A 25,038-nucleotide genomic window follows, 5' to 3' on the forward strand; every position below is an offset into this window, starting at 1 on the left:
AATTTAAATTTCGACGACACCCAATAACAAAAAATCTTAAATTTTTTATTTTTTTTGTCTTATTTTAGATAATCTTTTAAATATTATTTAATTATAATTAATAAAATGAGTGAAAATATTATTATTAGTCCATTAGTAACTAATATTCTTGCAGTCATTATTTCTTTTTTAATTATAGCAACATTTGCACTTCCAAAAATGATTCGCCATTTTATTCATGGAGGATTTTTAATTAGTTTTGGAATAATTCCCTTACTGCATAATTTTCAAATTATTGGATTCAATGTTGTTGAATGGCCAATTCTTAAATATGCTCTTACAGGCAGCGTTATTTTATCTGGAAAAACATTAATTATAGATGGGTTTAAAGAAGATACTCCAGTTTTACAATATGTTAGCATAATTGTGGGAGGTTTAATTATACTTATGATTTCAATACCAACACTCAGCAGAGTGGGAGCAATCACATTCGAATTAACTTATTCTCCATTCATTAATTACACCATGTACTTAGTATCAGGAATTTTATTAATTATTGGAACATTCATTCTTAAAGAATAATCAAGTAAATAAATCTAAATAATAAATCCATTTAAATTTAACTTAATGATCCATTTATTCATCAAAAGATATATAAATCACGCTTTTTCTTAATATTACAACAAAATGGAAATAAAAATTAATGAAGAGTTAATAAAAAGAGTAGCAACAGTTTCAAGACTCAATCTAACCCAAGAAGAAATAATAAAATTCACAGAGGATTTTAAAAGTATTCTTAATGCATTTGATAAAGTAACTGAAATTGATGTATCAGACATTTCAGACTCAGATGTATCAGCACATGCAATACCTCTTGAACCTATTCTTAGAGAAGACATACCAAAACCTTGTTTATCGCAAGAAGACGCGTTAAAAAATTCAACTCATAACAAAGATGGTTACTTTAAAGGTCCAAAATCAATATAATTTACGAATAGTTAATTAAAATCAAATCAACACCCAAAAAAAATTATAATAATAAAAATATTATAAAAATAATAACACAAAACAATCGGTGATTACATGTTAAAAGTTGACTTACATCTACATACAATTTATAGTGGACACGCATTTGCCAGTTTTTATGAAACATTAAATTATGCTAGCGATAATAAAATGGAAATAATCGCAATCACAGATCATGGCCCAACTGTTGACGGCGCATGTGAAGCAATCGCATTTAATTTAGGTAAAAGAGCGCCTAAAACATTTAAAGGAATGAAAGTTTTATGGGGTTGTGAATCAAATATAATAAATCAAGACGGCACAATAGATTTACCAAACGAAACTATAAAACATTTAGACATATTACTAGTAGGAATTCATCCAACAACCGTATCAAAAGATTGGGGTATAAAAAAAAATACTGAGGCTGCAATTAATTGTTTTAAAAAATATCCAATTAGCATTTTTACACATCCAACAACATTCATTTACCCCATTGATTTAGATAAAATTTGTGAAGCTGCATTTGAAAATAATGTTTTATTGGAATTAAATTTATCTTCATTAATCAGATTAAAAAATAACTCTGAACGAGAATGCATTAACCGAATGAAAAGAATGATTAAACTAGTAAAACAAAATAATAAAAAAGTCATAATTAATTCAGATGCGCATTTTTTACACGAAATTGGAGATGATGCTATTCTTAGCGAATACTGGGCTGAATTAGGATTAACTGATGAAATGATCATGAACAATTATCCAAAAGAATTATTAACATTCATTCAACAAAAAAAAGAATCATGGGTTCAATCAAAATGAAAATTAAAGAACTTGTAGAAAAAATTAAATCAGGAGAAATTGATGTAGTAAATCATACTCAAAAAGTTTTAGAACAAACTAAACAAATCAATAGTGAATATAATTTTTTTAATACAATATCTGAAGAACTTGCAATTAATTTAGCCGAACAATTAAATAAAAAAATTAAACAAGAAAATAATTCTAATAATAATAGTTCTAAATTAAAATTATGCGGAGTTCCAATTTCAATTAAAGATGCCATTTGTGTTAAGGGTGTGAAAACAACTGCAGGATCAAAAATTCTTAAAGGATATAAACCTACATTTAATGCAACTTGCGTCGAGAAATCAATTAATGAGGGTGCAATTATTTTAGGTAAAACTGCTCAAGATGCATTTGGATTTGGAAGTTTTGCAGTTAATGTGGGTATTGGATTTAAAATTCCTAAAAATCCTATTGATCCTTCAAGAGCTTGCGGTGGCAGTTCTGGAGGAAGCGCAGGAATAAGTAATAAAGCCCCCTTCGCACATGTTTCGTTAGGAGAATCAACCGGCGGATCAATTGTAGAACCTGCTAGTTTTTGCGGAGTATATGGGTTATGTCCAACTTATGGGCGAGTATCAAGACACGGTCTTCTAGATTATGGAAATTCATTAGACAAAATTGGACCTATGAGTAAATATATTGAAGATTGTGCATTATTACTAGAAACAATTTCAGGTAATGATTGTAATGATTCAACTTCATCAAATAAACCAACTGAAACTTATTCTGATTATTTAACAAAACCAGTTAAAGGTATGAAAGTTGGAATTATCAAAGAAGCATTTGGAGAAGGAATCCAACCAGAAGTTAGTAAAAAAATATGGGACTACATAAAAATGCTTGAATCTCAAGGAATTGAATATGAAGAAATTTCTTTAGAAATGCCAATTAAATATGGTATTGAAACATATTATATTCTTGCTTGTTGTGAAGCTTCAACTAATCTTTCTAAATATTGCGGCATGCGTTATGGTGCAGAAGGAAAAATTAATGCAAATGAAGGATTCAATGAATATTTTGCTAAAGTTCGTTCCAAAAATTTTAATGAAGAAACTAAAAGAAGAATTATGTTAGGTAGTTTTGCTCGAATGGCAGGATTTAGAGATGCTTATTATTTACGCGCACTAAAAGTTAGAACTAAAATCATTCAAGAATATCAAAAAATGTTTAAGAAATTTGATTCACTTTTAACTCCAACTTCACCAATTCTCCCTCCAAAATTTAGTGAAATTGAAAAACTTTCCCCATTAGAACATTATAAACTAGATATCATGACAGTTTCTCCTAATTTGGCAGGATTACCCCATTTAAACGTACCTGCAGGCAATTCTAATGGACTTCCAGTAGGTGCACTATTAACAACAAATCACTTTTGTGAAGGTAAATTAATCCAAATCGGAAAGGAAAAATAACAACTTTCTAGTAGTAAAAAGCGAAACATTTATAAATACATTTCTAATAATATAGTAATAAACAGTGGAGATTTAACTAAAACTTACTAAATTGCAATTAACAGCAATTTTCTCAACAAAATAGTTTAGAGGAAGTAAAATGAAAAGGTTTGCGTGTTATGGAATGGACAAAGTGCTTGCTCAAGCATTTGTTGCTGCAAAATTATTAAACGAAGAACCAAATCATGGACTATTATTCATTGATTCTACACATTCTGATCTATATCCAGACCAAACCACAGATTCAAATGAACCAACTTCAATTGAAGAAGTATTCGCAAATAGAATAAAATCAGTTGCTAAACAAAAAAAATTAACAATTGTACCATTAAACGATCCATTTTTTAATCCAAATCCACAAACAGACATTCTAACAAAATTAGCATTAGACGTTGTTCAGTATAGAGTCATGGCAAATCTTGCAAGTTCTTTAATTGGAATCACTTCAAAAGACGCAACATTAATTGTAACTCCGCCCCAATTTAATGTATTTAGTTCAGAATTTGAAAAAACACTTCAAAAATATTTGTCAGGAGTTCGAAAAGAAAATTACAAAAACAACATCAATCCATTCATGCCTCAAGAACAATTATATGATTCTATAAACTCATTATTGGAAGGAACCGCAAATCCCCCAAGATGTATTTTAACACCTGAAGAAGTCACAGATTTAGAACTTGAAATTTTTAAAGAAATTTTACCAGATCAAGATTTAACTTCTGATACGGATCTTGCAGCAGCAAAATTAAGAGTTTATTCAGAAGTAATCGCATATACCACGTTATGCGCATTACAAAAACCAAAACTTGGAAGAGCAAAATTCTTGCAACTTGATCAATACAAACAGTTAGATCATCTTGCAGCACAAGCATATGAACGAGGTTGCGCCAGATCAAGACATTATGTTGCAGCAATTAGTGAAGCACTAAAACAAGATCCAACTTTAGAGGTAGCACCAGAATTTAAACAAACATATGTTCAATAAACATACAAAACAGAATAATAATTATAATCTCAATAATAAAAAAATATCTCAACAAAAATATTCTAAAAAAATTTTAAAAAATACAAAAAATTAACCCGTTTTTCTAAATCTTTCTCGTTGTTCACGAATAGCTTCTCTTTTTTCTCGCTCCCACCAATCAGTTTCATCTCGAGTGAATGCCTGCCATTTTGCTTCTTCCGCTTTTAATGCTCGATCAAAAAGTCCTTTCTCTCCCGCATTAACTAAAAATAAAAAAGAAGTCATATCCCCCATAACCTTCTCACTAGTAAGACCTAACTTTCTTAAACAATCACTTAAATCATTAAATGTTTGAATAGCCAGGGAATCTATGTGAGTTAATTTTTGTTTATCTTTTAAAGATATGAGTTCAGGAAATTGTTTATTTTTTTCCCAAATTTGTCTAAACTCTCGCTCTAATGATTTCAATTTTTTTACTTTATCAACAACCAAATCAAGAGATGACCCTAATTGTCTTTCATGTTTTTTTAAATCAACTTCTGATTTTCCCAATACTCGTTTTATCCAACCCATTTTAATAACCTCAAAATAAAATTTTAAAAAAATATTAATTACATTCAATCAAATTACAATTAGTTATGCAACTCTTCTTTTCTTTCGATCTTCAGCTAATTCCTGCTTTGTTTTCCATAATTCTGAACGCATCATATCTTGAAAAGCATCGCCTTGCCTTGCAACTGCACGGTTAAATTCATTAGCTTCTTTATCATTTTCGCGTCCACGAACTGCATCAGCATATCTTATAATATCTCCAACAACTTCTATGCCCGCAGCATCTAATTGTTTTAACGATTCAGCCATATTATCAAACGCAGTTATTGATTCTCGTTCAATTTGTTCTAACCTATGAAGGTCAGCAGGCATCAAAACAAAACTCCCCTTATTTTTGTCCCACAATCTTTTAAAATCTCGCTCTAAACGTTTTAATTTAGAACTTTGAGTATCAAATTTTCTAAGCATATTATCAAATACACGTACTTGTGCTGAAAGTTCATTTTTGAACGATTTAGAATTAGGCGCAACCCATGTAAATAATCTTTTTAACCAACTCATATAAATCACCTCAATTATAAAAATATAACCATCAATTATTAAAAATATAAAAATAACTCAATTATTAAAAATATTCTAATTCTATATCTGACTCAATCAAACATAATATTTAAATTTACCTCTTAAATACTCATTTTTGATCCATTTTTTTTCAAAAAGATTTAAAAACTTAGTCTTAAAACAATTCTATTATGAAATTTACAACACCAATAGTAATTGGACTCGAAATTCATCTCCAACTTGCAACAAAGACTAAGTTATTTTGCAGTTGCCCCTGTCAACCAGAAAAAAAGACAACCAATTCAGATAATAAAGAAAACCCAAACACAAGAACTTGTCCAATTTGTTTAGGTCATCCAGGTTCAAAGCCAGTTTTTAATAAAAAAGTTTTAGAATTTTCAACTAAACTCGCACTTGCACTAAATTGCAACATTTCAAAAAATTTAATATTTTCTAGAAAAAGTTATTTTTATCCAGATCTTGCCAAAAATTATCAAATTACGCAATATGAACTTCCACTAGGCGAAAATGGCTTTCTTCAATTACCTAATGGGAAAAAAATTGGAATAACCAGAGTACACATTGAAGAAGATCCTGCATCTTTAATTCATCAAGGATCAATTGATACCAGTTCATTCACGTTAGTTGATTACAATAGGTCAGGAAACCCCCTGTGTGAAATCGTAACCGAACCAGATATTCAGTCTCCTGAAGAAGCAAGAGATTTTCTTAACGCATTAATTGCAATTGTTAAGTATCTTAATATTTTTAATTCAGAAAATTGCATAGTAAAAGCAGATGCGAATATTTCAATTAAAGAAAGTGGTTATGTTAGGTCTGAAGTAAAAAATATTTCAGGGTTTAAAGAAATTGAACGCGCATTATTTTATGAAGTTGATAGACAAAAAAATGCTTTTGAAAAAAAAGAAGCATTCGTTCAAGACACTCGAGCATGGGATTCAAATAAAGGACTAACGTTTAGAATGCGAACAAAAGAAACTGAAGCAGACTATGGGTACATCCTAGATCCAGATTTAGTAGCAATCCCATTAACAGACGAGTATATTAACAAAATTAAATCAAAATTACCAGAACTTCCTTTTGAAAAATCAAAAAAATTCGTAAACGATTTTAAAATCAATAAAGAAGATGCACATATTCTCGCACAAGAAAAATCACTTGCAGAACTTTTTGAAAAAGTCGCAACACAAGTTGACCCAATCCTTGCAGCTAAATGGTTACGCCATGAATTAAATAAAGTTCTTAATCTTCAAAATAAATCTTTAGAAGAAATTAAAACTGATGAAACTCAAATCATAGAATTACTAACACTAGTTCAAGAAAAAAAAATTACAGATCTTACTGGAAGAGAAATTCTTGAAAAACTCATAGAAAGTCCATTCTCTCCAACTGAATATGTTAAAGAACATAATTTAGAATCAGTTTCTGACGAATCACTCATTAGAGAAATTTGTGAAGAAGCAATAAAAGAAAATCCAAAAGCAATACAAGATTTTAAAGACGGCAATAAAAAGGCAATAAATTCAATTATTGGCAAAGTTATGAAAGCAACTAAAGGACAAGCATCCCCTTCTAAAGTTAATGAAGTTATGGAAGAATTAACAAAATAAAATTCTAAACCAATGCCTTCAAACCAATTAAAATATATTGTATAAAATATACTTTAAATCGTGTTTTAACCTCTTAAACCACATTTAAACACATTTTTTTAGTTAAATTTTTAAATAACAAATTATTTTAACAATGTAAATGGTAAGTGAACAATTAGCAGGATGTCTCATCCTTAAAAATGACGGACTTCTCCTAGTAAGAAAAAAAAATAAAGACTATTTTGAACTTCCTTCAGGAACATTTAGTGAAAAAAATAATCCAGAAGAAATTGCAATTAATGAAACAACTAAACAAACTGGAATAAAACCATTAGTTCTTCAACAGTTTGGAATTGTAGAATTTAGAGAAGAAAACAAAAATTGTGAAGTTGTTGTTTATGAATGTTCAGTTGATCCTTCAACAAGTGAACTAATTCCGGGAGAAAATATGGAAGAAGTTAAATGGATTAAATTTGCAGAAATTAAAAATATAAAAGTCAGTGAAGAAGTTTCTCTTGTTATTGACGAACTTTAAAAAAAATTAATACCCAGTCAAATTCTAAAAAAATTAAAAACGCATAACAAATATCAAAAATTCTCTTAAAATAAATTTTCATTAATTACCATGTTGGCTTCTCGAATAACTCGATTTTCATAATCAGTTGATTTTTCGCCTTCTTCTTTTTCGATTTGAAGAATATTAATTAAGTCATTAACTAATTGTTTTTCGGATGATTCACTAAGAAAATCTAGTTGCCCTACATGCTCACAAATAAGTTTATTTTCCACTTCTTCAGTTGTTCCTTCAATAACTTTTATTTCTTCAAACTCTTTAGAAACCAATTTATTAGCATTTTTTAAAACAAATATGGCGCCTTTTTGAATAACTAACTCAAATATTTTTTTCCAATTTACATCTCCTGGCCTTCCTTCTTTTAATTTACCTTGAACTCGAAATAAAACAAGAGAATTATAAAATTCTTTAGAATTAATTAAATCAAATATTTCGGATTCAATTTCAGTCGGTGTTTTCAAATCACCATTAATAAAAAAAGTTTCGACATTGCAAACAACAACATTTTGCCATCTAACAACTCCGGAATCATAAATATAAAAACCACCTGTTTTTAATTTTTCAAGTTCAGAAAAACTATTTGGAAATGTGGGTCCAGGATAACAAAGATTGGCGTATCCATCTAATGATTTTTTTTCAACTATATGTACGTGTCCTCCGGCATAATAATCAAATCCTTTAGGTAGTAATGATACTGGAGATCCCTCCATCCTGCTTAATTCTGCGGGTTTAAGTTCATCAATTGTAGTATGAAATAAAAATATTTTAAATCCAGTTTCAGAAATTAACGAATCAGTATCTAATCCCTCATAATAAGTTTTTTCAAGCATTCCTCGCTTACCGATCATTCCAGTGAGTTTTACTTTAGTTTTTTTATCAATAGTAAAATTAAGTTTTAATTTACCTTCAATAATTTGACCCTTACAAACATTAATAATTAGTCCTGCTTCTTCTAACACATCAAGTATGGTTTTCCCACTAGGACTATAATCATGACTTCCCGCAACAACATATACAGGAATTTGATTTTCTAATAAGTTTTTTAAAACTTTTACTGTTTTTTTTAATTCATGTAGTGGTGGAAAACTAGTATTAAATAAGTCTCCACTTATTATTATAAAATCGACAGAATTTTCCTTACAAAGTTGTATTGCTTTTTGAAATGATTTAAAATTTAAATCTCTAAGTTTTTGTTCTCTCCACCCACCAATATGACAATCTGCGAGGTGTGCAAATTTAAGATTTGATTTAGACTCCAAACTCGAAGTAGCAGATAAGTTAGAATCATAATCCTGCTCAGTCATTTAAATATCCTCTTCAACAATTCCAACACCATCAAAACTTAAATTATTAGAAGTTGCAGGTTTACTATACTCACTACCCTTTGCATCAATAATGGTTTGTTTGACTATTTTTTCAAAAAGAGGAATTTTTACTGGAATTGCAAATTTTGTGAAATTGCTAGTAATTATTGCTTCCCCTAAATCAAGAGATGCAATATTTCGATCATCTCGCGATAAATCTTGAGATGCACTATCAATTATTGCCTGACGCTCAGGTTTCATCTCAATCCCTAAAATAATTTTAGTATTCATATTTGCAAGTATTTGTCGAGGAATAAGTGAGGGTAATTGCGTAATTGCGAGAAGTCCAATTTTAAACTTTCGACCTTCCCTTGCGATTGTTTCAAATATGTTCGTACCTTTTTCTAATACTTCTTTTCCGAGAACTCTTGGTGCTTCTTCGAGCACTACGGAAATAATCGGTTTTTCATCCAACATCCCTCTAGTTTTATAATATTTATATTTTCTAAATATTTCAGTCGTAAGTAAACTACCAACTAAAATTTCAAGAGACCCCACAAAATTAGAAGTATCAATAATCACTATTTTACCCAACTCTAATTCTTTTGAAATATCTTGTATAGTTGTCTCCCCACTAGAAAAACTAAAAATCCCATCAGTTAAAAACTTAGTTTGATCAAATTTAATTCCAAGAACCGCAACTAATCTTCGTTTTAAAACTCCAATAGTCGCATCTAAAAAATCAACATCGAGGGGTTTTTCTTGAATAATTGATTCAATCCAATTTTCTTTGTACTGCCTGTAGTAACTACTCATTGCTTGTTTTTGCGCATCAGAAAATGAAATCACACCATTAAAATGAGTTGGTTTTAATAATTTTAAATTAAAAACTAAAGTTTTTCCTCCCGGAGGAATATTTTTTGGAGTATAATAAATAACATTTCCATTTCGAGCAGCAGGATGATCTTTAAGCCCTTTAGAATTTCTACCATAATATTCATCATGCGGATCCAAAACTAACATCCCACAATAATTTTGATCAACAACACTCCAAAGCATAGTTTTAACTAAATTACTTTTTCCACGACCCGTTGTTGCAGGAACTAAAACGTGATGGGAAAGCACCTCTTTCCCCCTCAAATAAACTGGCAAGTCGAGTGTTTCATTACCACTTCGGATATTGCCAACAAATAACGATGATTGTGGTTTTGTAATAAAATTAAGATCATCTTCCACAACAGTCCTAACATCAGAAAAAAAAACAGGTAAGTCCTTACAAGACTTAGTTCCCGAAACTCCAATAGATAATAATGGTTTTAGATATGCCAAAGTATAGTTTCTTAGTTCTTCGTCAAATATTTTAAAATCTGCTTGTTGTTCAAGTCTGAGGCCCGATATCATTTCTAAGTTTTGTGGAGATATCTGACTACCGTAAGTTAAATCATAAACTTGTAACAAAGTTTTTTGTTTTTCCCAAGTTCCACTTTCTGCAATTAAAAGTTCACCTATTTGAAAAGAAACATCACTTTTTTTTCTTACCCGAAGACTGCCAAATTCGCCTCCAATAATTTTTCCTTTAATCTGTTTCATGATTGAGATATAGAAATTTCACGATTATTTAAAGATTTATTTAATGCTAATACATCATTTATAAGTGAGTTTAATAGCTTATAAATGAGATAAAAAATATAACACACATAATTCACGCATAATTCACGCATAATTTATTTAAATTAACAAGAACAAAATAAGAAGGATACAACGCATACAAATAATAAAAAAAAGAAAAAGAAATAAAAAAAAGTTAAAAAATTAAAGACTTATCGCTTTTTTTTAGCTGGTTTTTTCTTAGCAGCAGGCTTTTTAGCAGCTTTTTTCTTAACTACTTTTTTCTTAACAACCTTTTTCTTAACTACTTTTTTCTTAACAGCTTTTTTCTTAACTACTTTTTTCTTAGCAGCAGGCTTTTTAGCAGCTTTTTTCTTAGCAGCAGGCTTTTTAGCAGCTTTTTTCTTAACTACTTTTTTCTTAACAACCTTTTTCTTTACTACTTTTTTCTTAACTGGTTTCTTTTTAACTACTTTTTTCTTGGATTTTTTCTTAGTTCCGCCTCTTACCATTTTAGCGCATGAAATGTCTCCATGTTTGTCAATGAAGTACAAAAATCCTGATGTTTTTTTGATACCTACTTTAGCTACTTTTTTAGGCTTTGCTTTGCTCTTTGTTTTACCACGAGCCATCTTTGCACAGCTAACATCTCCATCTTTATCTACGAAATAGAGAAGTCCTGGCTGTTTTTTAATTCCCACTTTTGCTACTTTTGTTGCCATTTTGTTTTAAACCTCCTATAAAGGATTATTCCTAAATAGTTTTTAAATGATTTAACTCAATTCGAGTTTAGTAAGTATTTAAATGTTTTGGTTTTACTCGTCAGAGAATCGTCGAGAAACTTAGAAAATAGAAAAAACAAAGCAAATTTTTACCAACCCCTTACTTCAAAATTAAAAAAATCAAAAGACAAATCAAATGAAAAATTAATAGAAATATCAAGATGTTGGCTTCTGTTCCAACTTAATTAATTCATCTATTTCTCGTCGAGAAATAGCGCAACCATTCAATTTCATACCCCATAAAACTGATTCAACGAGTAGTCGTGATGCATCAGGTCTTCGAAGTAAAAATTTATCCAAAATTCCTTTTTCGTAACCAACCATCGCAAGTTCAATCGATCGAAGAACCCTAACACTTTCAGTCAAATCCTTAAACTTACTTAATGATTCTTGATTAATTGAAACTGGAGATTTCATTTGTTTTTCTAAATGAGCTCTTAACTTTTTGGGATCTTCTAAAATAACTCTTGTTGCCCTTTCATCGACGACAATTGCATCAGATTTTAAAATTATTGCTGCTGCAACAACATCCATTTCAGCACAATGAAACAATTTCAAATAATTCCCCTTTGCCTTAAATGTAGTATTTGCAATTTGTGCTAATTCTTTCCCCAATCTATGTATTTCATCAGATTCAATTTCATCAAGCACCTCATTTCTCAACAAATATTGAACTTGTAATGCTTCAAATTTGAATTTCTTTGTTTTGAGAGGATAATCAATTAATTCTCGTTTTACTGAATCAGTAATGTAAAATTTCCCAGGATACATTTTTTTTAATTCTTCAACAAGCCAAAGCAAATTAGTAGTGGCAAAGCTAATAATTGGACCAGAATCAAAAATTAATGAGCTACTGTTTTTCTTAAAAATCTTAGGGATAACCATTTTTGTTTATTTTTAAATTTTATTTATTTTCGAAATACGACTAAATTTTATTCATTTGCCAAACATCAGTTAAATAAAGATCTTGCAAAATCAAGTCTATTCTTAACATCAGATTTAACATAAAATTTATCATGAATTTTTGTTTTTCCAACATAATTCATAAGTTCCCATCTTCCAATACCCAACATTTGCGCAGTTCTTGCAAGACTGATTCCTTGTTGATGAATTTTACTTCCTTTTTTTATTCGTGATTTTTCAAGTACTTGATCAATATATAATTCAATTTTTTTATCAACTGTTGAAATTAAAAACCCAATTTCTTTAATTGTGGCATTATAATTATGAAAATCCTTATTAAATAAATAGTCTTTTGACGAATGAATGAGCGAGCCTAATTTATCATTAAATCCTTCAGGAGTTCTTCGCTCCATAAGTTTAGCAACAGCATATACAATTACTGCCAAATTTACCGAATCTAAATCTTGAAAAATACTTGCATTATTAATAGTTAAACTACTAAGTTTTTTCATTTCTTCAGACTTTTGTTTTAATAGAAACCGATGTGCATCCTTAAGCATCAATAATATGTCTTTACGAATTATTTCTTCCATTGGTTTATATACTATTTTTAAATTATTTAAAAGTTACTATAAAATGAATAGAAAAAAATAAACAAACAAACAACTAAAATCCAAATCAACTCAAACTACAATTAATTCCCAGCCCAAAAACTTTAAATACTTCTAATTTTATCTTCAATTTAAATATTTGAGAAGTTAATTTAAAAAATTCAAAAAGAGGGAATTTTGATAAAAAAACTGGTGATTACATGATTAATTTTGTTAAAAAGTTCATTAATAAAGTCATAAAGAATATGTTTAAGAAGAAAAAACAGCTTAAGATAGGTCTTTATGGTCCACCTAATGGAGGCAAAACTACTCTTGCAAATAGAATCTGCCAAGATTGGTTAGGTGAAGACATGGGCGTTGTATCAGGAATGGCTCATGAAACTCGAGAAATTCAAATTAAAGAACAAATAAATATCAAAAGCGGAAATAAAGAACTTTCTTTCTCTTTGGTTGACACACCAGGAATCGCAACAAAAATTGATTACGAAGATTTCTTAAAAAAAGGCATGAAAGATAATGACGCAAAAAAAAGAGCTAAAGAAGCAACCAGAGGAGTTATTGATTCAATCAAATGGTTAGACAACATGGATGTCGTAATCATAGTATTAGACTCCACCAAAGATCCGTATTCTCAAGTTAATATCACAATTATTGGAAATCTTGCTGCAAGAAATATTCCAGTTTTAATTATAGGCAACAAAACAGATTTAAAAAGAAGTGATTTAAAAAGAATCAAAAATGCATTTCCACAATATGATGTTGTAGGAATTTCCGCAAAGAAAGGAAATAACATTGACGAATTTTACGAAGCTATGTTCGTACTAGCTAATTAGAAAAAGAGGTTTATTTGAAAATGAGTTTGACATTACAATTCATTCCATATATTGAGATTGAAAACTTAAGTTCCTTAGGACGAATCAGAAAGATTTTGAATAGTGTTAAAGAAAATAAAATTGTGCTATTAGAAGGTCGTTTGAAAAAGTCTGAAGAAGCTGAATTAATCAAGACTACAATGGAAGAAATCAATGCAGAGTTTAAAGGTATTGAACTTGCAGTTATTTATCCTGAAAGTCAAAACATGGATACTTTTAAAAAGTTGAAAATGAGTTTTGTAAATATGCTGCTAGGTGATCGTAGCGGTTTAACAATTATTGGTCCAGCATCAATAGTTAAAGAAATTAAAAAAGATCCTAATAAAATTCAATTATTTACTAAAGAAGTTAAATCTAAGCCTAAAAAAGGCAAGAAACGAAGAAGATAGGAGGAAATACTCAATGCCACATCAATGCGTTCGTTGTAACATATTTTATGAAGATGGTGCTAGTGAGATTCTTAAAGGCTGCGTTTGTGGTTCTCGACTATTTTTCTTTGTTAAAAAATCAGCTATTGAAAAAGCAAAAACATTCACATCTAACTTAACTGATAATGATAAAAAGCAGATTGAAAAAGATGTTTCTGATATGATAGGCTTTAGCGACGAAGAAAGTCCAATTGTTCTTGATTTAGAGAGCATAAGAGTTACTGGTCCTGGAAAATTTGAATTAGATTTGGTTCAATTGTTCAATAAAGATTATCCAATTATTTACCGATTAGATGATGGAAAATATTTTATTGATATTGCAGAAACTTTCCGTAGGCGTAATGAACTTAATTCTAAAAAAGAAGTTGAATAAATCAAAAAATCTTAATCAACGCAATTTCTAATCAAATCATTAACTAATAAAACATTAGAATTATAATCTTCAAACAAAGTTGTTGGCCGTCTTTGCCTTACAAAATTTCCTGCCCGTTCACGCAACGTTAAATAACTTCCAACAACCAATCCAAGTGGCTGATTTAATTCTCGCATTAGTTCTAATTGCGGCTTCTCAATTGAATCTAAAAATTGTTCCACATAACGAACTTTGCCAGGATAATTTCCTGCCAACATCGAAAAACAAAAAAACAAATTAACTCGGGAATCAACGTCAGAAACACTTAAGTCTTGTCGAATTAGCATTCCAGGATCGATTGCATACGCCAAATCAAAGTCAGAAGAATATACAAAATTATGAGGCCTCATATCAGGATGAAGTAAATTAGGATCATCCAAATCAAAAGCTAATTTTCTTATTGCACTAATTGTTTCAACTAATTTAGTAAATGTTTGATCTGCAAATGGTTTTTTTAATACTTGATCATAATCGTGTCCAGGTATGTGTAAGCAAGCAATAGAATCAACAGAATAATCTAAAACTTGAGGAGATGGAATTCCTTGACTTTTCCAAATCTTTAGTGTTTCAACCTCCCTAGAAATAACTCCCCCCTTACTTCTCAACATATATGCATGAGAGGGAATTTGAGAAAAAACCAAGTGAAGTAATTTCAGTTCTGCTTGACGAATTCGTTTTTTGAAGGGAATATTTCTTAAAACTTTATAGGTAATTTCTGAACCGTTAGAACTAACTAAAAAACAATGATTATATCCCCCATCAAGAGATGTTGCTTTTCCTTGTTCTATAAGTAAATCAAGTGTTGTAAACATTTTAAAATTAATCTAATAACTCCATTAAAATTATTAATAATTAAATAACAAACTAGCTAATTAATTATAATTGTTTACCTCATTTAAAGAAAAAAAATGGGGCAGCCGGGATTTGAACCCGGAACACCTAGATCTCTGCTAATCATAGACATAGTTGCCTTTTCAGATCATTGGTATCTTCAGTCTAGTGCTCTTTCCTGCGGAAACACCACGAAGAATGTCCCGTCCCAGGTTGAGCTACTGCCCCTTATCGAAATAATTTATAATTGGAATTTCACATCACCAGTTCGTACAACGCGATAAAAGTGTTGTATCAAGTTATTTGTATCAAAACTTTTTAAAAGTTTTGTGGTTTAGCTACTGCCCCTTATCGAAATAATTTTAAAACAAGTTTAAACCATTTTTAAAATAAGTTCATAACATGTTTTAAATAAGTTTATTATTTATTTAAAAATTTAAAATATTATTTAATTTAAAACCGCAAAAATAACGGATAAATTAAAATAATTTATTATAAAAAATAAAAATTTAAAGGATCTATTTATATCTTTTCTTCTTCGATATCTAATTCGTCAGATGTTGCACTTTCTTCTATGCTGGGCTTTTCTGATTTTTCACATAAGACTTCTTCTTCTGTTTTTTCGTCTTTTGTCATCACATGTCCGCCTGTTTCTTTTTGTTCATAGAGAATTTCTTCTTCAGTTTTTTCATCATCAGTTAAGATGTGACTTCCTGAGTCTCCTGAACTAACAACTTCCATTGATCCAGCTCTCCCCGTAGTTAATTGCAGTTCTCCTTTCCATTCATTAACGTAACCGTTTTTGATAAGAACAGTATCTCCTGCTTTAATCTGATCAATTTGTTCGTTCCACAGACTTAATTTGATTTCTCCGGTTTCATCCATCGCAATTGCATTTGCAACTCTTCCAGTTTTTCCGAATTTTTCAAATTCCCTTATATCGCCCATCTCTTTAATTTTGATTTGGACTTCTACATTTCCTTGTTTTGGTTCAAGTTCTTTAATTTTCATTTTATCAACTTTTTATAATTTTTAACCAATTTAGAAGCTTATTTTTAAAAGACTTTTGGTTTATTTATAAATAAATATAGAATATTTAGTGTTTTTTTTGTTTATGAAACCCAATAAATGCTTGATTTATTGCTGTTTCTTGCCAGCCAAGCTTCAACAAATGTTGTCTAATATCTCCTGAATTGTATCCTTTTGATTGTGCATCTTCAATAAAACTCATCAATTTGGTTTTATGATGTACATGAAGTTCTTGTGATTTTCTTAATTTTTCAATTTTTTTTATGTGTTTTTGATGAACAACTAACGCAACAACAAGTAACATCACAAATAATGCTAAAAATAAGATTAAACTTAATTTTTTTATTCCATCTACAAATCCAGGTTTTTTTGATTGACTTGCAAGTTCATTATCAAATCCAGTTTCTTTTTGATGTTGATTGAGGATATTTTGTTGTTCTTCAGAAAGATCAGTCACACAACAAATTAAGTCGGCATGTATTAATTCTTCTTTTGAATAAACAGTTATAGCAGAGTTGCAATACTTTTCTTTAAATTCTTGATCGCAAACAACATCTCCTCCCTTCTTAACATATTTTGATTCTAATATGAAAAATTTTTCTCCTGCTCGACCGGCAAGTAATGATGAAGGAGTGAATGATTTCATTGTTTCTAAAAAAGAATTATAATCATTAAATTTTACAACTAATTCTTCAGAATTCAAACCAGCACAATATTCTTTTGTCTCCTCGACATTCCAACCATATTGTCCAGTTGTAGCTTTTAGCCAAGTAGGAGTAGTATTTTCAGAATTTATTCCAACACAAAAACTCATGTCTTGTTGATCTTTTAAAAATGCAGCTGAGTTTAATGCTCCACCCAATTTAGTTTTAGCTTGAACTACATCAACAACTAAATTTCCAGTTATTTCTCCACCAGAACCTATTATGAACACTAGTCCTAAGACTAAGAAAAAAATAAAAGCAATATGAATTAAAAAATTATTTGTGCTCTCCCCTTTTTTTATCATTAATAGGGATTATATTAGTTTGTATTTATTAAATTTCCTAATTCTTCTAGCTTTTTTCCTTTAAAGAATTGTCTTATTTTTTCACTTAAATTCTCAAGTTTAACTCGAACTTGTGCACCAGTATCACGATCTCGAAGAGTTACATCATTTTGTTCAAGAGTATCAAAGTCAACTGTAACGCATAATGGTGTTCCAACTTCATCCATCCGAACATATCTTCGTCCAATAGATCCACTTCGATCATATGAACAATTGAATTCTTCTAATAACTCTTGATATACTTCTTTTGCTTTATCGCCTAACTTATTTACTAATGGCAATACTGCTACTTGTATTGGCGCAAGTTTAGGATGTAATTTTAACACAACTACTTCTTTTCCTTTTTCATCTTTTCGCGTGGTGTATGCATCAAACATAAAAACTAAGAATGCTCTATCAGTTCCAAGACTAGGTTCAGCTACAACGAATGGAACTATTTTCTTTTTTGCTTCTTCATCAAAAATACTTAAGTCTTTTCCACTATGTTTCATGTGTTGTTGTAAATCAAAATCACTTCGATCTGCAATTCCTTGTAGTTCTTTCCACCCGAATGGAAAATTATATTCTAAGTCCCAACAATCAGAACTATAGTGTGCCATTTCATCTTTTTGATGTTGTCTAATTCTAAAATTTTCTTTTTTAGCACCTAAATTTTCAAACCAGGTTATTTCTGTCGCAAGCCAATATGCATGCCAAGGATTTGATATAATTCCCGCAGAAAGTGCATCTTTTACAGTCATTAATTTGTGTTCTTCTTCTTTTTCTTGCATATCTGCTGAATAAATCAAAAGTTCATAATTCATTACTGAATCAATATATGGACAATCTTTAGAATTATCTGGATGAACAAAATATTCTATTTCCATTTGTTCAAATTCTCGCATCCTAAATAAAAAATTTCTAGGTGCAATTTCATTTCTAAATGCTTTTCCCATTTGAGCAATTCCAAAGGGCAATTTTAATCGACTTGTTTCAAGTACATTTTTAAAATTTGCAAATATTAATTGAGCTGTTTCTCCTCTAAGATATGCTTTTGCTTTATCTCCTTCAACTGCTCCAATAAATGTTTTAAACAATAAATTAAATACTTTAGGTTCACCTAAATCAACGCTTCCACATTTCACGCATTTAATTTCATTTTCACTCATTATTTTTTTGAATTCTGCAAGTTCTAAACCTTCTGCTTGCACACCTACTTGATCTTCTATTACATGATCTGCTCGCATTCTTTCTTGGCATTTACTGCATTCTACTAACACATCACCAAATCCAGATACGTGTCCTGATGCTTCCCAAACTTTTGGATTGCAAATTATGCTTCCATCAATTCCTACAACATCTGAACGAGTTTTAACATGATATTTCCACCATTCTTGTTTCATATTTTGTTTAAGTTCTGCTCCGAGTGGCCCGTAATCAAAAAATCCTGAAAAACCCCCGTAGATCTCACTACTTGGATATACAAAACCTTTACGTTTACAAAATACTGCCATTTCGTCAATATTAATTTTCATTTTTCAACTAACCTCATGAAACAAATTTACGTTAGAATTAGGATAGACCTCATTATTTAAAAAACTTATGCATAATTAAATAACGTAAATTACGCACTTCAAATTTAACTAAATTACTAAAAGTAGAATTATTTGATCATCCAAGCAACTTCTTCACGATCTAAATCAAATTCAGACGCAAAACTTGATTTTAATTCAGGACTATGTTTCATCATTTCTTGAACATAAGGAAGCACATCCTTAATTACTCTGCGTTTAGAAGTGTGTGTTTTTTCAGCAATTTTTTCAGCTATTGCTTTTCGTTTTTGATATTTCATATTTGCTTGCCAAATTTTTAATAATCGCATGGTGGGTTTGTACTCTAAAAACTTTTTGTATTTTTTATCTTTGGCCATTGCAACTCCCGCACTCAAATAAGCATTAACATAAATTAAGAATCTCCAATGTTGCCAACGTCTAATTCGTCTATTCATAATATCTGCTTTTGACAAATAATCATATGCTTTTGCGATTTCGTGAGGTTGTTCATATTCTTTAGGTAAATTTTCATCAACCCAAAGCATCACTTGATCTAATCCTTCCGGAACTTGATTTAGTGCAGTTATTGCAACATTAAAATCAGTTGTTTTGAATATTTTTAGTAATCCTTCTTGTATTGATTCTTTTTGTTCTCGATCAGATAAAGAATCCAAATCTTCTTTTACGAGTTTTTTCTTACCTGATCCAACAGATAACATTTGAAGATCATTAATTGCTGCACGTAAATCTCCCCCACTTCTTCGACTTATTCCTTGCAACGCTATTTCTTCATATTCAATTTGTTCTAAAACTGCAATTCGTTTTAATACTTCACTCACTGATTTATTATCTAATGCTTGAAATTCTAAAACCTCACAATTTTTTCTTAATGATTTGAATTTTTTATCATACGGATCTTCACCAGTGAAAACAATGGGAAACGCACTTGTAGCCATTATTTTTGCAACTTCATTTAGTCCGCCTCGATCTCGAGTACCTGAAATTCCATCTACTTCATCAACTAAAATTACTTTTCCTTTAGCAAACAAACTCATTTGATTTGCTGCACTTCCAAGTATTTTACTTATGGCATCTTTATTTCTAAAATCACTTGCATTAAGTTCCATTATTTCTAAACTTAATTCTTTTGCGAGCACATGAACTGAAACTGTTTTTCCACTTCCAGGAGGCCCATACAAAAATGCGGCTTTTCTTTTTTGTTGTTTAAAATTTTGAATAAAATCTTTCAAAACAGCCATAGAATTATCTTGCCCAACTACTTCACTTGAATTTTTTGGTATGTGTTTTAATATCCAAGGTTTGTCGTGTTTAAATTCAGAACTCATACCTAAATTTAGAATTTACAATGATTTATATTATTTGTTAATATTTAGTTTAAAAGTAAAAATAATAATCAAATCAAAAGTCAAATAACACCTCAAATAACAAATTAAAGAACAAATCAAATCAAAAACCTAAATTAAAAATCAAAGAAAAAATAAAAAAAATATCAAAACAAAAAAAAGAGTGAATTAATACTTTTCTCCACAAAAACCTTTTTCTAAATATGCTCGATCTTGACCACAAACTTTTGCTGCAGAATAAGTACCCATCGCACCACAAACACCCAAATTTAACTTATTTGCATGACCAAATAAAAAACCTGCAGCATATGAATCTCCCGCACCATTAGTATTAACAACATTAGTTTTGAATGCTTCTATATGGCATCTTCCTTTTTGCGTGCAAACTAAACTTCCCTCAGCACCACGTTTAAGAACGACAAAATGATTTACACTTAATTGCGATCCAATCATATCAGAAATTGCTATAGTTTGTCCAGAAGTTTGTCCTGAATAAAGCATAGATAATTCATCTTCTTTTGCAAATAAAATAGAAACATCTGCCAAAACATCCCAAATCTTATCACCTAATCTTGCTACTGAAGCAGGATCTCCCAAATCAAGACTTAATTCAACTCCTTCATGTTGTGCATACTGCATTAAAGCAACCACGCGATCAAAATCAGATTCAAGTTCATATGTGGATGTGTGTAAAATGCCTCCTTCTTTAAATCGGTCCATAACAATATCAGGTTCAAACAAGAAGTCTTTAGAAACACCCATATTTGCAACAGTTGATTTTTCACCATCAGGAGTTACTAAAACATAACAAACGCCACTCAAACCATCTGTACTGGCAATTAAAGATTCAACGTCCAAATCTTTAAGATTTTCAAGAAATGAAACTCCATAATCATCATTACCTACAGTACCAATTACTGCTACATCAAGTCCCAGTCCTGAAGCAGTTCTTGCTACATTTGCAGGAGACCCCCCTGGAAACATTACTTTAACTTGACTGCTAACCCAACTAAGAAATGAATCATAATCAGGCATTTCAGATTTTTTAATAAATCCGCCTTTATTCAACCCAAACCGTTCAACATCCTGCTGTGATGCATGCACCAAAACATCAGTTACTGTGTTAGTTAGACAGATTAAATCTAAATCTCTTTTTTTTGTCATATCCTTCGCAATTTGTGTCATATTTGATCTCACCAAAAATTAGCCAATCTTATCCCTTTTTTAAAATTAACTATGCCTATTTAAATAAAAATCAGTTAAAAACGCTAAAAATGCTATAATTTTAAATATTATATATAAATAATAAAAATTTCAAACAATTGATTAACTCATATTACTTGCAAGAATATCAATCAAAAATATTAAACAATCAAATAAAAAACTCAAAAATTAATCTAAAATAAACAAAAAAACAAATGTGAACAAAATGGAACTAGGAAAAAAATATCAAGCTAAGGAAACAGAAGAAAAAATTACTAAATTTTGGGATGAACAAAAAGTGTTTAAATTTAATCCTAATTCAAAAAAACCTGTATTTTCTATTGATACGCCTCCACCATATGCTTCCGCAGGCCACTTACATGTAGGTCATGGTTTGTCTTATACTCAATTTGAAATATTTGCAAGAGTTAAGCGACTTCTCGGATTTGAAGTTTATTTTCCTCCTGGATTTGATGATAACGGACTTCCTACTGAAAAATATGTTGAAGAAAAATTAGGAATTAAAAAATCAGAGACTAACAGAAGTGATTTTAGAAAAATTTGTTTAGAAGAATCTCGTAAAGTTGAAGAAGTTTATGCAGATAAAGTTTTCAAAAAATTAGGACATAGTTATGATTGGGATTTACTTTATACTACAATTTCTCCTGATTCACAAAAAGTTGCTCAAACTGCATTTGTAAAACTTGTAAAAAAAGGAGATTGTTATCGTAATGAAGAACCAACTATTTGGTGTCCATTTCACGAAACTGCACTAGCTCAAGCAGAAGTGGAAGATCTTAATAGAAATACTAAAATGAATAGAATCCATTTTGATTTAGAAAATGGTGAAAAAATTGAAATTGCAACTACTCGTCCAGAATTTCTTCCCGCATGTGTCGGAGTATTTGTAAATCCTGAAGATAAAAGATATACTGAGCTAGTTGGAAAAAATGCAATTGTCCCGTTATTTAATCTTAAAGTTCCAATTAAATCAGATAAAGATGTTGATCCTGAATTCGGATCTGGAATTATGATGGTATGTACTTTTGGCGATACTGCAGATGTAGAAAAGTGGAAACGTCTTAATTTAGATTTAAGAATTGTTGTAACAAAAGAAGGTAAGCTTAATGATAATTGTGGAAAATATGCAGGCTTAAAACTTGCTGATGCGAGAGCAGAAATCATACAAGATCTTAAAACAAGCGGTCATTTCATAGGTGACGATTCTCTTGCTCAAACTGTGGGTAGTTGTTGGAGATGTAATACTCCTGTTGAATATGTTGTAACAAAACAATGGTTCATTAAAACAATTAAATACAAAGAAGATTTAATTAAAAGATCTAAAGAAATTAATTGGCATCCAGAATTTATGCGTACAAGATTCGAAAATTGGACTGAAAATTTAGGCTGGGATTGGATTATTTCTCGTCAAAGATATTATGGAGTTCCAATGCCAGTTTGGTATTGTGAAGATTGCGATGAAGTAATTATTGCAGAAGAATCAGAACTTCCTATTGATCCTAATGAGACTCAAAAAAATTGTCCTAAATGTAACAAAGTAGCAACTCCAGAAACTGATGTTTTTGATACTTGGATGACTTCATCTAATAGTCCAGAAGTTGCATCTCAATGGACAAAAAATCCTGAAATTTATAAAAAAATTGCACCTATGAGTCTAAGACCTCAGTCTCACGATATTATTAGAACTTGGGCATTTTATACCATTCTAAAAAGTCACTTACTTTTTGATAGAATTCCTTGGGAAGATATTACAATTAACACATTTGTTCTGGATTCTAAAGGACGCGGAATGTCAAAAAGTAAAGGTAATGCAGTATGGGTTGATGCAATTATCGACAAATATAATGTTGATGCGTTCAGATTCTGGGTTGGAGGCGCAAGTCTTGGTAGCGATCTCCCATTTAATGAACAAGAATTAGTTGCAGGTCAAAAGTTTTTAACAAAATTATGGAATGCATCTAGATTTGTATTTATGCAATTAAAAGATTACAATCCTAAAACAGATAAGCCAGATGATTCAAAACTTTTACCAATTGATAAATGGGCAATACAAAATACAAAAAAAATGTTAGACTCAGTAAAAAAACATTATGAAAGTTATAACATTCCTGCAGCAAAAAGAGAAGCTGAGAAGTTTTTCTGGCATTTTTTCTGCGATAACTATTTAGAAATTGTTAAAGATAGAGTTTACAAAGGAACGGGAAACGATAAAAGATCAGGACAACATGCTTTGTATGAAGTATTAATTTCAACACTTAAAGTTTTTGCACCAATTACGTGTTTTATTACTGAAGAAATTTATCTGGCGTATTTTAATGAATTCGAACCTACAAATTCAATTCACATATCTCAATGGCCAACGCTTCAAGTAACTCACGACGATAACATTGAAGAAATTGGAAGTTTATTTTTAGATATTCTTTCAAAAATTCGACAAGAGAAAACTAATAATCAAAAATCTATGAAGACTGAAGTTATTTTAACTCTTGAAAAAGAAAAAATAGAAAAACTTAATTCAGTTTTAAACGATTTTAAATCAGTTACTAAAGCAATTGAGATTAAAGAAGGAGAATTCAAAATTGAATTAGTTGAAGAAGAGAAAAAAGAAGAATAAAATTAAAACTCAAATATGATTATTACCCTCGTTAAGACAGAGACAATAGTTATGTCTCATTCTTGCTTTTTTGGCGGAAAGCAACTTACAAAAATTGATGGCAGCTAGATAGACTGCACCATACAAAAAAAATTAATCGCATTACGGAGGGCGAAGTTAAATGAGCGCAGGAAGAGACACAATATTAGAAGAATTAGTAAGTTATCAAGGATCCAAAATTGCTTGTGTAACTAACGGCAATCCCACAGTACACATCACAGAAAGAGGCTTAGCAAGATATGAAAAAATGAGAGGCAGCATTAATGGAACTCCTGCAACCACAATAGTAATGAACTCAAGAAAAATTGCAGGTTTACGTGCAGATAACATTGCTCAAGGAATTTTTGTTATTGATGATCCTAGAGATACCAATCCAGAAAATTGTTTTGACACAACCATTAGCTATAAACTTTTTGGAGATGCTACAGTTTATTTTACCTCTCGAGCACAAGCAGTGTTTGAAGAAGGTAATGGGGAATTAGATTTATACAATAATCCAACAATGGTTCTCGCATTAGCACAACAACAAACTCATTTAATGGTTGAAACAGTAGGAAAAAACGAGTACTTAATTGATCTTGATCCAGATCGACAAGAATTAGTTCTTTTAGGAGATTTAAGTCAATTACAAGAAAGAACTAGACCCCAAGAATCGCTTCTCGACGCAATTGATGACGAATCTGGATTAATTATGTTGACACCTGATGAGGTAGATGAGGGAGAGTTAGAATTAGCACCGCTAGTTTTAACCGCAGCCACAACTTATGGTGCGCCAGATATAGTACACCAATTCATAAGTGGAGAACTACCTGATAGCATAGGACCTAAAGACCTACAAGATTATCTACAAGAATAACAATAACAAATTAAATAGAAATCATTTAAAATTTTT

General features: G+C 30.3%; 25 protein-coding genes and 1 tRNA gene. 12 read left to right on the plus strand and 14 right to left on the minus strand.

Annotated elements, in window-relative coordinates; translation table 11 throughout:
- Nucleotides 1-105: 105 nt before the first annotated feature.
- The 5 genes from HN587_01230 (at nucleotide 106) to HN587_01250 (ending at nucleotide 4,269) form a co-directional block, all read left to right on the plus strand.
- On the plus strand, nucleotides 106-561 hold the full coding sequence (locus HN587_01230) for a hypothetical protein (protein MBT7902455.1): 456 nt from the start codon (nucleotides 106-108) through the stop codon (nucleotides 559-561).
- A 105-nt stretch (nucleotides 562-666) separates the two neighbouring features.
- Nucleotides 667-966 (plus strand): Asp-tRNA(Asn)/Glu-tRNA(Gln) amidotransferase subunit GatC, encoded by a 300-nt coding sequence (gene gatC / locus HN587_01235; protein MBT7902456.1) that lies wholly within the window; start codon nucleotides 667-669, stop codon nucleotides 964-966.
- A 96-nt stretch (nucleotides 967-1,062) separates the two neighbouring features.
- Complete coding sequence (locus HN587_01240; GenBank protein MBT7902457.1) at nucleotides 1,063-1,806, plus strand: PHP domain-containing protein; 744 nt, start codon at nucleotides 1,063-1,065, stop codon at nucleotides 1,804-1,806.
- Nucleotides 1,803-3,245 (plus strand): Asp-tRNA(Asn)/Glu-tRNA(Gln) amidotransferase subunit GatA, encoded by a 1,443-nt coding sequence (gene gatA / locus HN587_01245; GenBank protein MBT7902458.1) that lies wholly within the window; start codon nucleotides 1,803-1,805, stop codon nucleotides 3,243-3,245. The genes HN587_01240 and gatA overlap by 4 nt, the downstream gene beginning before the upstream one ends.
- A gap of 139 nt (nucleotides 3,246-3,384) precedes the next feature.
- Nucleotides 3,385-4,269: a hypothetical protein gene (locus HN587_01250; protein ID MBT7902459.1), complete on the plus strand. Its 885-nt coding sequence runs from the start codon at nucleotides 3,385-3,387 to the stop codon at nucleotides 4,267-4,269.
- A 90-nt stretch (nucleotides 4,270-4,359) separates the two neighbouring features.
- Here HN587_01250 and HN587_01255 read toward each other — a convergent pair whose 3' ends face one another.
- Entirely contained in the window at nucleotides 4,360-4,821 is a 462-nt protein-coding gene (locus HN587_01255; GenBank protein MBT7902460.1) for a hypothetical protein, read from the minus strand.
- Nucleotides 4,822-4,884: 63 nt separating this feature from the next.
- Nucleotides 4,885-5,361 carry a hypothetical protein gene (locus tag HN587_01260; GenBank protein ID MBT7902461.1) on the minus strand — a complete coding sequence of 159 codons (477 nt, stop codon included), beginning with the start codon at nucleotides 5,359-5,361 and terminating at the stop codon, nucleotides 4,885-4,887.
- Between the two features lie 191 nt (nucleotides 5,362-5,552).
- Here HN587_01260 and gatB point away from each other — a divergent pair, with 191 nt between their 5' ends.
- A complete protein-coding gene (gene gatB / locus HN587_01265; GenBank protein ID MBT7902462.1) occupies nucleotides 5,553-6,992 on the plus strand; it encodes an Asp-tRNA(Asn)/Glu-tRNA(Gln) amidotransferase subunit GatB in 1,440 nt (479 codons plus the stop codon).
- 139 nt (nucleotides 6,993-7,131) lie between these two features.
- Nucleotides 7,132-7,506, plus strand: a complete 375-nt coding sequence (locus HN587_01270; protein MBT7902463.1) for an NUDIX hydrolase — start codon at nucleotides 7,132-7,134, stop codon at nucleotides 7,504-7,506.
- Between the two features lie 65 nt (nucleotides 7,507-7,571).
- On the opposite strand, the gene HN587_01275 is transcribed toward HN587_01270, so the two are convergent.
- From HN587_01275 to HN587_01295, 5 genes are all read right to left on the minus strand, one after another.
- On the minus strand, nucleotides 7,572-8,849 hold the full coding sequence (locus tag HN587_01275; protein MBT7902464.1) for a DNA repair exonuclease: 1,278 nt from the start codon (nucleotides 8,847-8,849) through the stop codon (nucleotides 7,572-7,574).
- Entirely contained in the window at nucleotides 8,850-10,430 is a 1,581-nt protein-coding gene (locus HN587_01280; protein MBT7902465.1) for an ATP-binding protein, read from the minus strand.
- Between the two features lie 239 nt (nucleotides 10,431-10,669).
- On the minus strand, nucleotides 10,670-11,179 hold the full coding sequence (locus HN587_01285; GenBank protein ID MBT7902466.1) for a histidine biosynthesis protein HisIE: 510 nt from the start codon (nucleotides 11,177-11,179) through the stop codon (nucleotides 10,670-10,672).
- 216 nt (nucleotides 11,180-11,395) lie between these two features.
- Entirely contained in the window at nucleotides 11,396-12,124 is a 729-nt protein-coding gene (locus tag HN587_01290) for a hypothetical protein (GenBank protein MBT7902467.1), read from the minus strand.
- Nucleotides 12,125-12,189: 65 nt separating this feature from the next.
- Nucleotides 12,190-12,735 (minus strand): hypothetical protein, encoded by a 546-nt coding sequence (locus HN587_01295; GenBank protein MBT7902468.1) that lies wholly within the window; start codon nucleotides 12,733-12,735, stop codon nucleotides 12,190-12,192.
- Between the two features lie 218 nt (nucleotides 12,736-12,953).
- Here HN587_01295 and HN587_01300 point away from each other — a divergent pair, with 218 nt between their 5' ends.
- From HN587_01300 to HN587_01310, 3 genes are read left to right on the plus strand one after another with little or no spacing between them, the layout of a single operon-like run.
- Nucleotides 12,954-13,586 (plus strand): GTP-binding protein, encoded by a 633-nt coding sequence (locus HN587_01300; GenBank protein ID MBT7902469.1) that lies wholly within the window; start codon nucleotides 12,954-12,956, stop codon nucleotides 13,584-13,586.
- Between the two features lie 20 nt (nucleotides 13,587-13,606).
- The gene (locus tag HN587_01305; GenBank protein MBT7902470.1) at nucleotides 13,607-14,014 is read left to right on the plus strand and encodes a DUF2073 domain-containing protein; all 408 of its coding nucleotides are present in this window, start codon (nucleotides 13,607-13,609) and stop codon (nucleotides 14,012-14,014) included.
- A 13-nt stretch (nucleotides 14,015-14,027) separates the two neighbouring features.
- Nucleotides 14,028-14,426: a hypothetical protein gene (locus tag HN587_01310; GenBank protein ID MBT7902471.1), complete on the plus strand. Its 399-nt coding sequence runs from the start codon at nucleotides 14,028-14,030 to the stop codon at nucleotides 14,424-14,426.
- A gap of 11 nt (nucleotides 14,427-14,437) precedes the next feature.
- Here the strand turns inward: HN587_01310 and HN587_01315 are convergent, their stop codons facing one another.
- From HN587_01315 to HN587_01345, 7 genes are all read right to left on the minus strand, one after another.
- A complete protein-coding gene (locus tag HN587_01315; protein MBT7902472.1) occupies nucleotides 14,438-15,277 on the minus strand; it encodes a hypothetical protein in 840 nt (279 codons plus the stop codon).
- A gap of 97 nt (nucleotides 15,278-15,374) precedes the next feature.
- Nucleotides 15,375-15,524: transfer RNA gene (locus HN587_01320), tRNA-Phe, on the minus strand.
- A gap of 294 nt (nucleotides 15,525-15,818) precedes the next feature.
- Nucleotides 15,819-16,307 (minus strand): hypothetical protein, encoded by a 489-nt coding sequence (locus tag HN587_01325; protein MBT7902473.1) that lies wholly within the window; start codon nucleotides 16,305-16,307, stop codon nucleotides 15,819-15,821.
- Between the two features lie 85 nt (nucleotides 16,308-16,392).
- Complete coding sequence (locus HN587_01330; protein ID MBT7902474.1) at nucleotides 16,393-17,334, minus strand: hypothetical protein; 942 nt, start codon at nucleotides 17,332-17,334, stop codon at nucleotides 16,393-16,395.
- Nucleotides 17,335-17,348: 14 nt separating this feature from the next.
- Nucleotides 17,349-18,887, minus strand: coding sequence for a glycine--tRNA ligase (locus tag HN587_01335; GenBank protein ID MBT7902475.1), 1,539 nt, complete (start codon nucleotides 18,885-18,887; stop codon nucleotides 17,349-17,351).
- A gap of 128 nt (nucleotides 18,888-19,015) precedes the next feature.
- Entirely contained in the window at nucleotides 19,016-20,251 is a 1,236-nt protein-coding gene (locus tag HN587_01340; GenBank protein ID MBT7902476.1) for a replication factor C large subunit, read from the minus strand.
- Nucleotides 20,252-20,437: 186 nt separating this feature from the next.
- Nucleotides 20,438-21,466 carry an adenosine kinase gene (locus HN587_01345; GenBank protein ID MBT7902477.1) on the minus strand — a complete coding sequence of 343 codons (1,029 nt, stop codon included), beginning with the start codon at nucleotides 21,464-21,466 and terminating at the stop codon, nucleotides 20,438-20,440.
- 232 nt (nucleotides 21,467-21,698) lie between these two features.
- Between HN587_01345 and HN587_01350 the strand changes: the two genes are divergently transcribed.
- Together HN587_01350 and HN587_01355 are read left to right on the plus strand one after the other, a co-directional pair.
- Nucleotides 21,699-24,107: a valine--tRNA ligase gene (locus HN587_01350; protein MBT7902478.1), complete on the plus strand. Its 2,409-nt coding sequence runs from the start codon at nucleotides 21,699-21,701 to the stop codon at nucleotides 24,105-24,107.
- Nucleotides 24,108-24,267: 160 nt separating this feature from the next.
- A complete protein-coding gene (locus HN587_01355) occupies nucleotides 24,268-25,002 on the plus strand; it encodes a hypothetical protein (protein MBT7902479.1) in 735 nt (244 codons plus the stop codon).
- Nucleotides 25,003-25,038: the final 36 nt, after the last annotated feature.

Source organism: Candidatus Woesearchaeota archaeon (assembly GCA_018675335.1).
GTDB lineage: Archaea > Nanobdellota > Nanobdellia > Woesearchaeales > UBA11576 > JABJCP01.

What these genes read in the sequence shown, in the direction of transcription:
- HN587_01230 (MBT7902455.1), top strand. Translation starts at nt 106, where the DNA reads ATGAGTGAAAATATTATTATTAGTCCATTAGTAACTAATATTCTTGCA.
- gatC (MBT7902456.1), top strand. Translation starts at nt 667, where the DNA reads ATGGAAATAAAAATTAATGAAGAGTTAATAAAAAGAGTAGCAACAGTT.
- HN587_01240 (MBT7902457.1), top strand. Translation starts at nt 1,063, where the DNA reads ATGTTAAAAGTTGACTTACATCTACATACAATTTATAGTGGACACGCA.
- gatA (MBT7902458.1), top strand. Translation starts at nt 1,803, where the DNA reads ATGAAAATTAAAGAACTTGTAGAAAAAATTAAATCAGGAGAAATTGAT.
- HN587_01250 (MBT7902459.1), top strand. Translation starts at nt 3,385, where the DNA reads ATGAAAAGGTTTGCGTGTTATGGAATGGACAAAGTGCTTGCTCAAGCA.
- HN587_01255 (MBT7902460.1), bottom strand. Translation starts at nt 4,821, where the DNA reads ATGGGTTGGATAAAACGAGTATTGGGAAAATCAGAAGTTGATTTAAAA.
- HN587_01260 (MBT7902461.1), bottom strand. Translation starts at nt 5,361, where the DNA reads ATGAGTTGGTTAAAAAGATTATTTACATGGGTTGCGCCTAATTCTAAA.
- gatB (MBT7902462.1), top strand. Translation starts at nt 5,553, where the DNA reads ATGAAATTTACAACACCAATAGTAATTGGACTCGAAATTCATCTCCAA.
- HN587_01270 (MBT7902463.1), top strand. Translation starts at nt 7,132, where the DNA reads ATGGTAAGTGAACAATTAGCAGGATGTCTCATCCTTAAAAATGACGGA.
- HN587_01275 (MBT7902464.1), bottom strand. Translation starts at nt 8,849, where the DNA reads ATGACTGAGCAGGATTATGATTCTAACTTATCTGCTACTTCGAGTTTG.
- HN587_01285 (MBT7902466.1), bottom strand. Translation starts at nt 11,179, where the DNA reads ATGGCAACAAAAGTAGCAAAAGTGGGAATTAAAAAACAGCCAGGACTT.
- HN587_01290 (MBT7902467.1), bottom strand. Translation starts at nt 12,124, where the DNA reads ATGGTTATCCCTAAGATTTTTAAGAAAAACAGTAGCTCATTAATTTTT.
- HN587_01295 (MBT7902468.1), bottom strand. Translation starts at nt 12,735, where the DNA reads ATGGAAGAAATAATTCGTAAAGACATATTATTGATGCTTAAGGATGCA.
- HN587_01300 (MBT7902469.1), top strand. Translation starts at nt 12,954, where the DNA reads ATGATTAATTTTGTTAAAAAGTTCATTAATAAAGTCATAAAGAATATG.
- HN587_01305 (MBT7902470.1), top strand. Translation starts at nt 13,607, where the DNA reads ATGAGTTTGACATTACAATTCATTCCATATATTGAGATTGAAAACTTA.
- HN587_01310 (MBT7902471.1), top strand. Translation starts at nt 14,028, where the DNA reads ATGCCACATCAATGCGTTCGTTGTAACATATTTTATGAAGATGGTGCT.
- HN587_01315 (MBT7902472.1), bottom strand. Translation starts at nt 15,277, where the DNA reads ATGTTTACAACACTTGATTTACTTATAGAACAAGGAAAAGCAACATCT.
- HN587_01325 (MBT7902473.1), bottom strand. Translation starts at nt 16,307, where the DNA reads ATGAAAATTAAAGAACTTGAACCAAAACAAGGAAATGTAGAAGTCCAA.
- HN587_01330 (MBT7902474.1), bottom strand. Translation starts at nt 17,334, where the DNA reads ATGATAAAAAAAGGGGAGAGCACAAATAATTTTTTAATTCATATTGCT.
- HN587_01335 (MBT7902475.1), bottom strand. Translation starts at nt 18,887, where the DNA reads ATGAAAATTAATATTGACGAAATGGCAGTATTTTGTAAACGTAAAGGT.
- HN587_01340 (MBT7902476.1), bottom strand. Translation starts at nt 20,251, where the DNA reads ATGAGTTCTGAATTTAAACACGACAAACCTTGGATATTAAAACACATA.
- HN587_01350 (MBT7902478.1), top strand. Translation starts at nt 21,699, where the DNA reads ATGGAACTAGGAAAAAAATATCAAGCTAAGGAAACAGAAGAAAAAATT.
- HN587_01355 (MBT7902479.1), top strand. Translation starts at nt 24,268, where the DNA reads ATGAGCGCAGGAAGAGACACAATATTAGAAGAATTAGTAAGTTATCAA.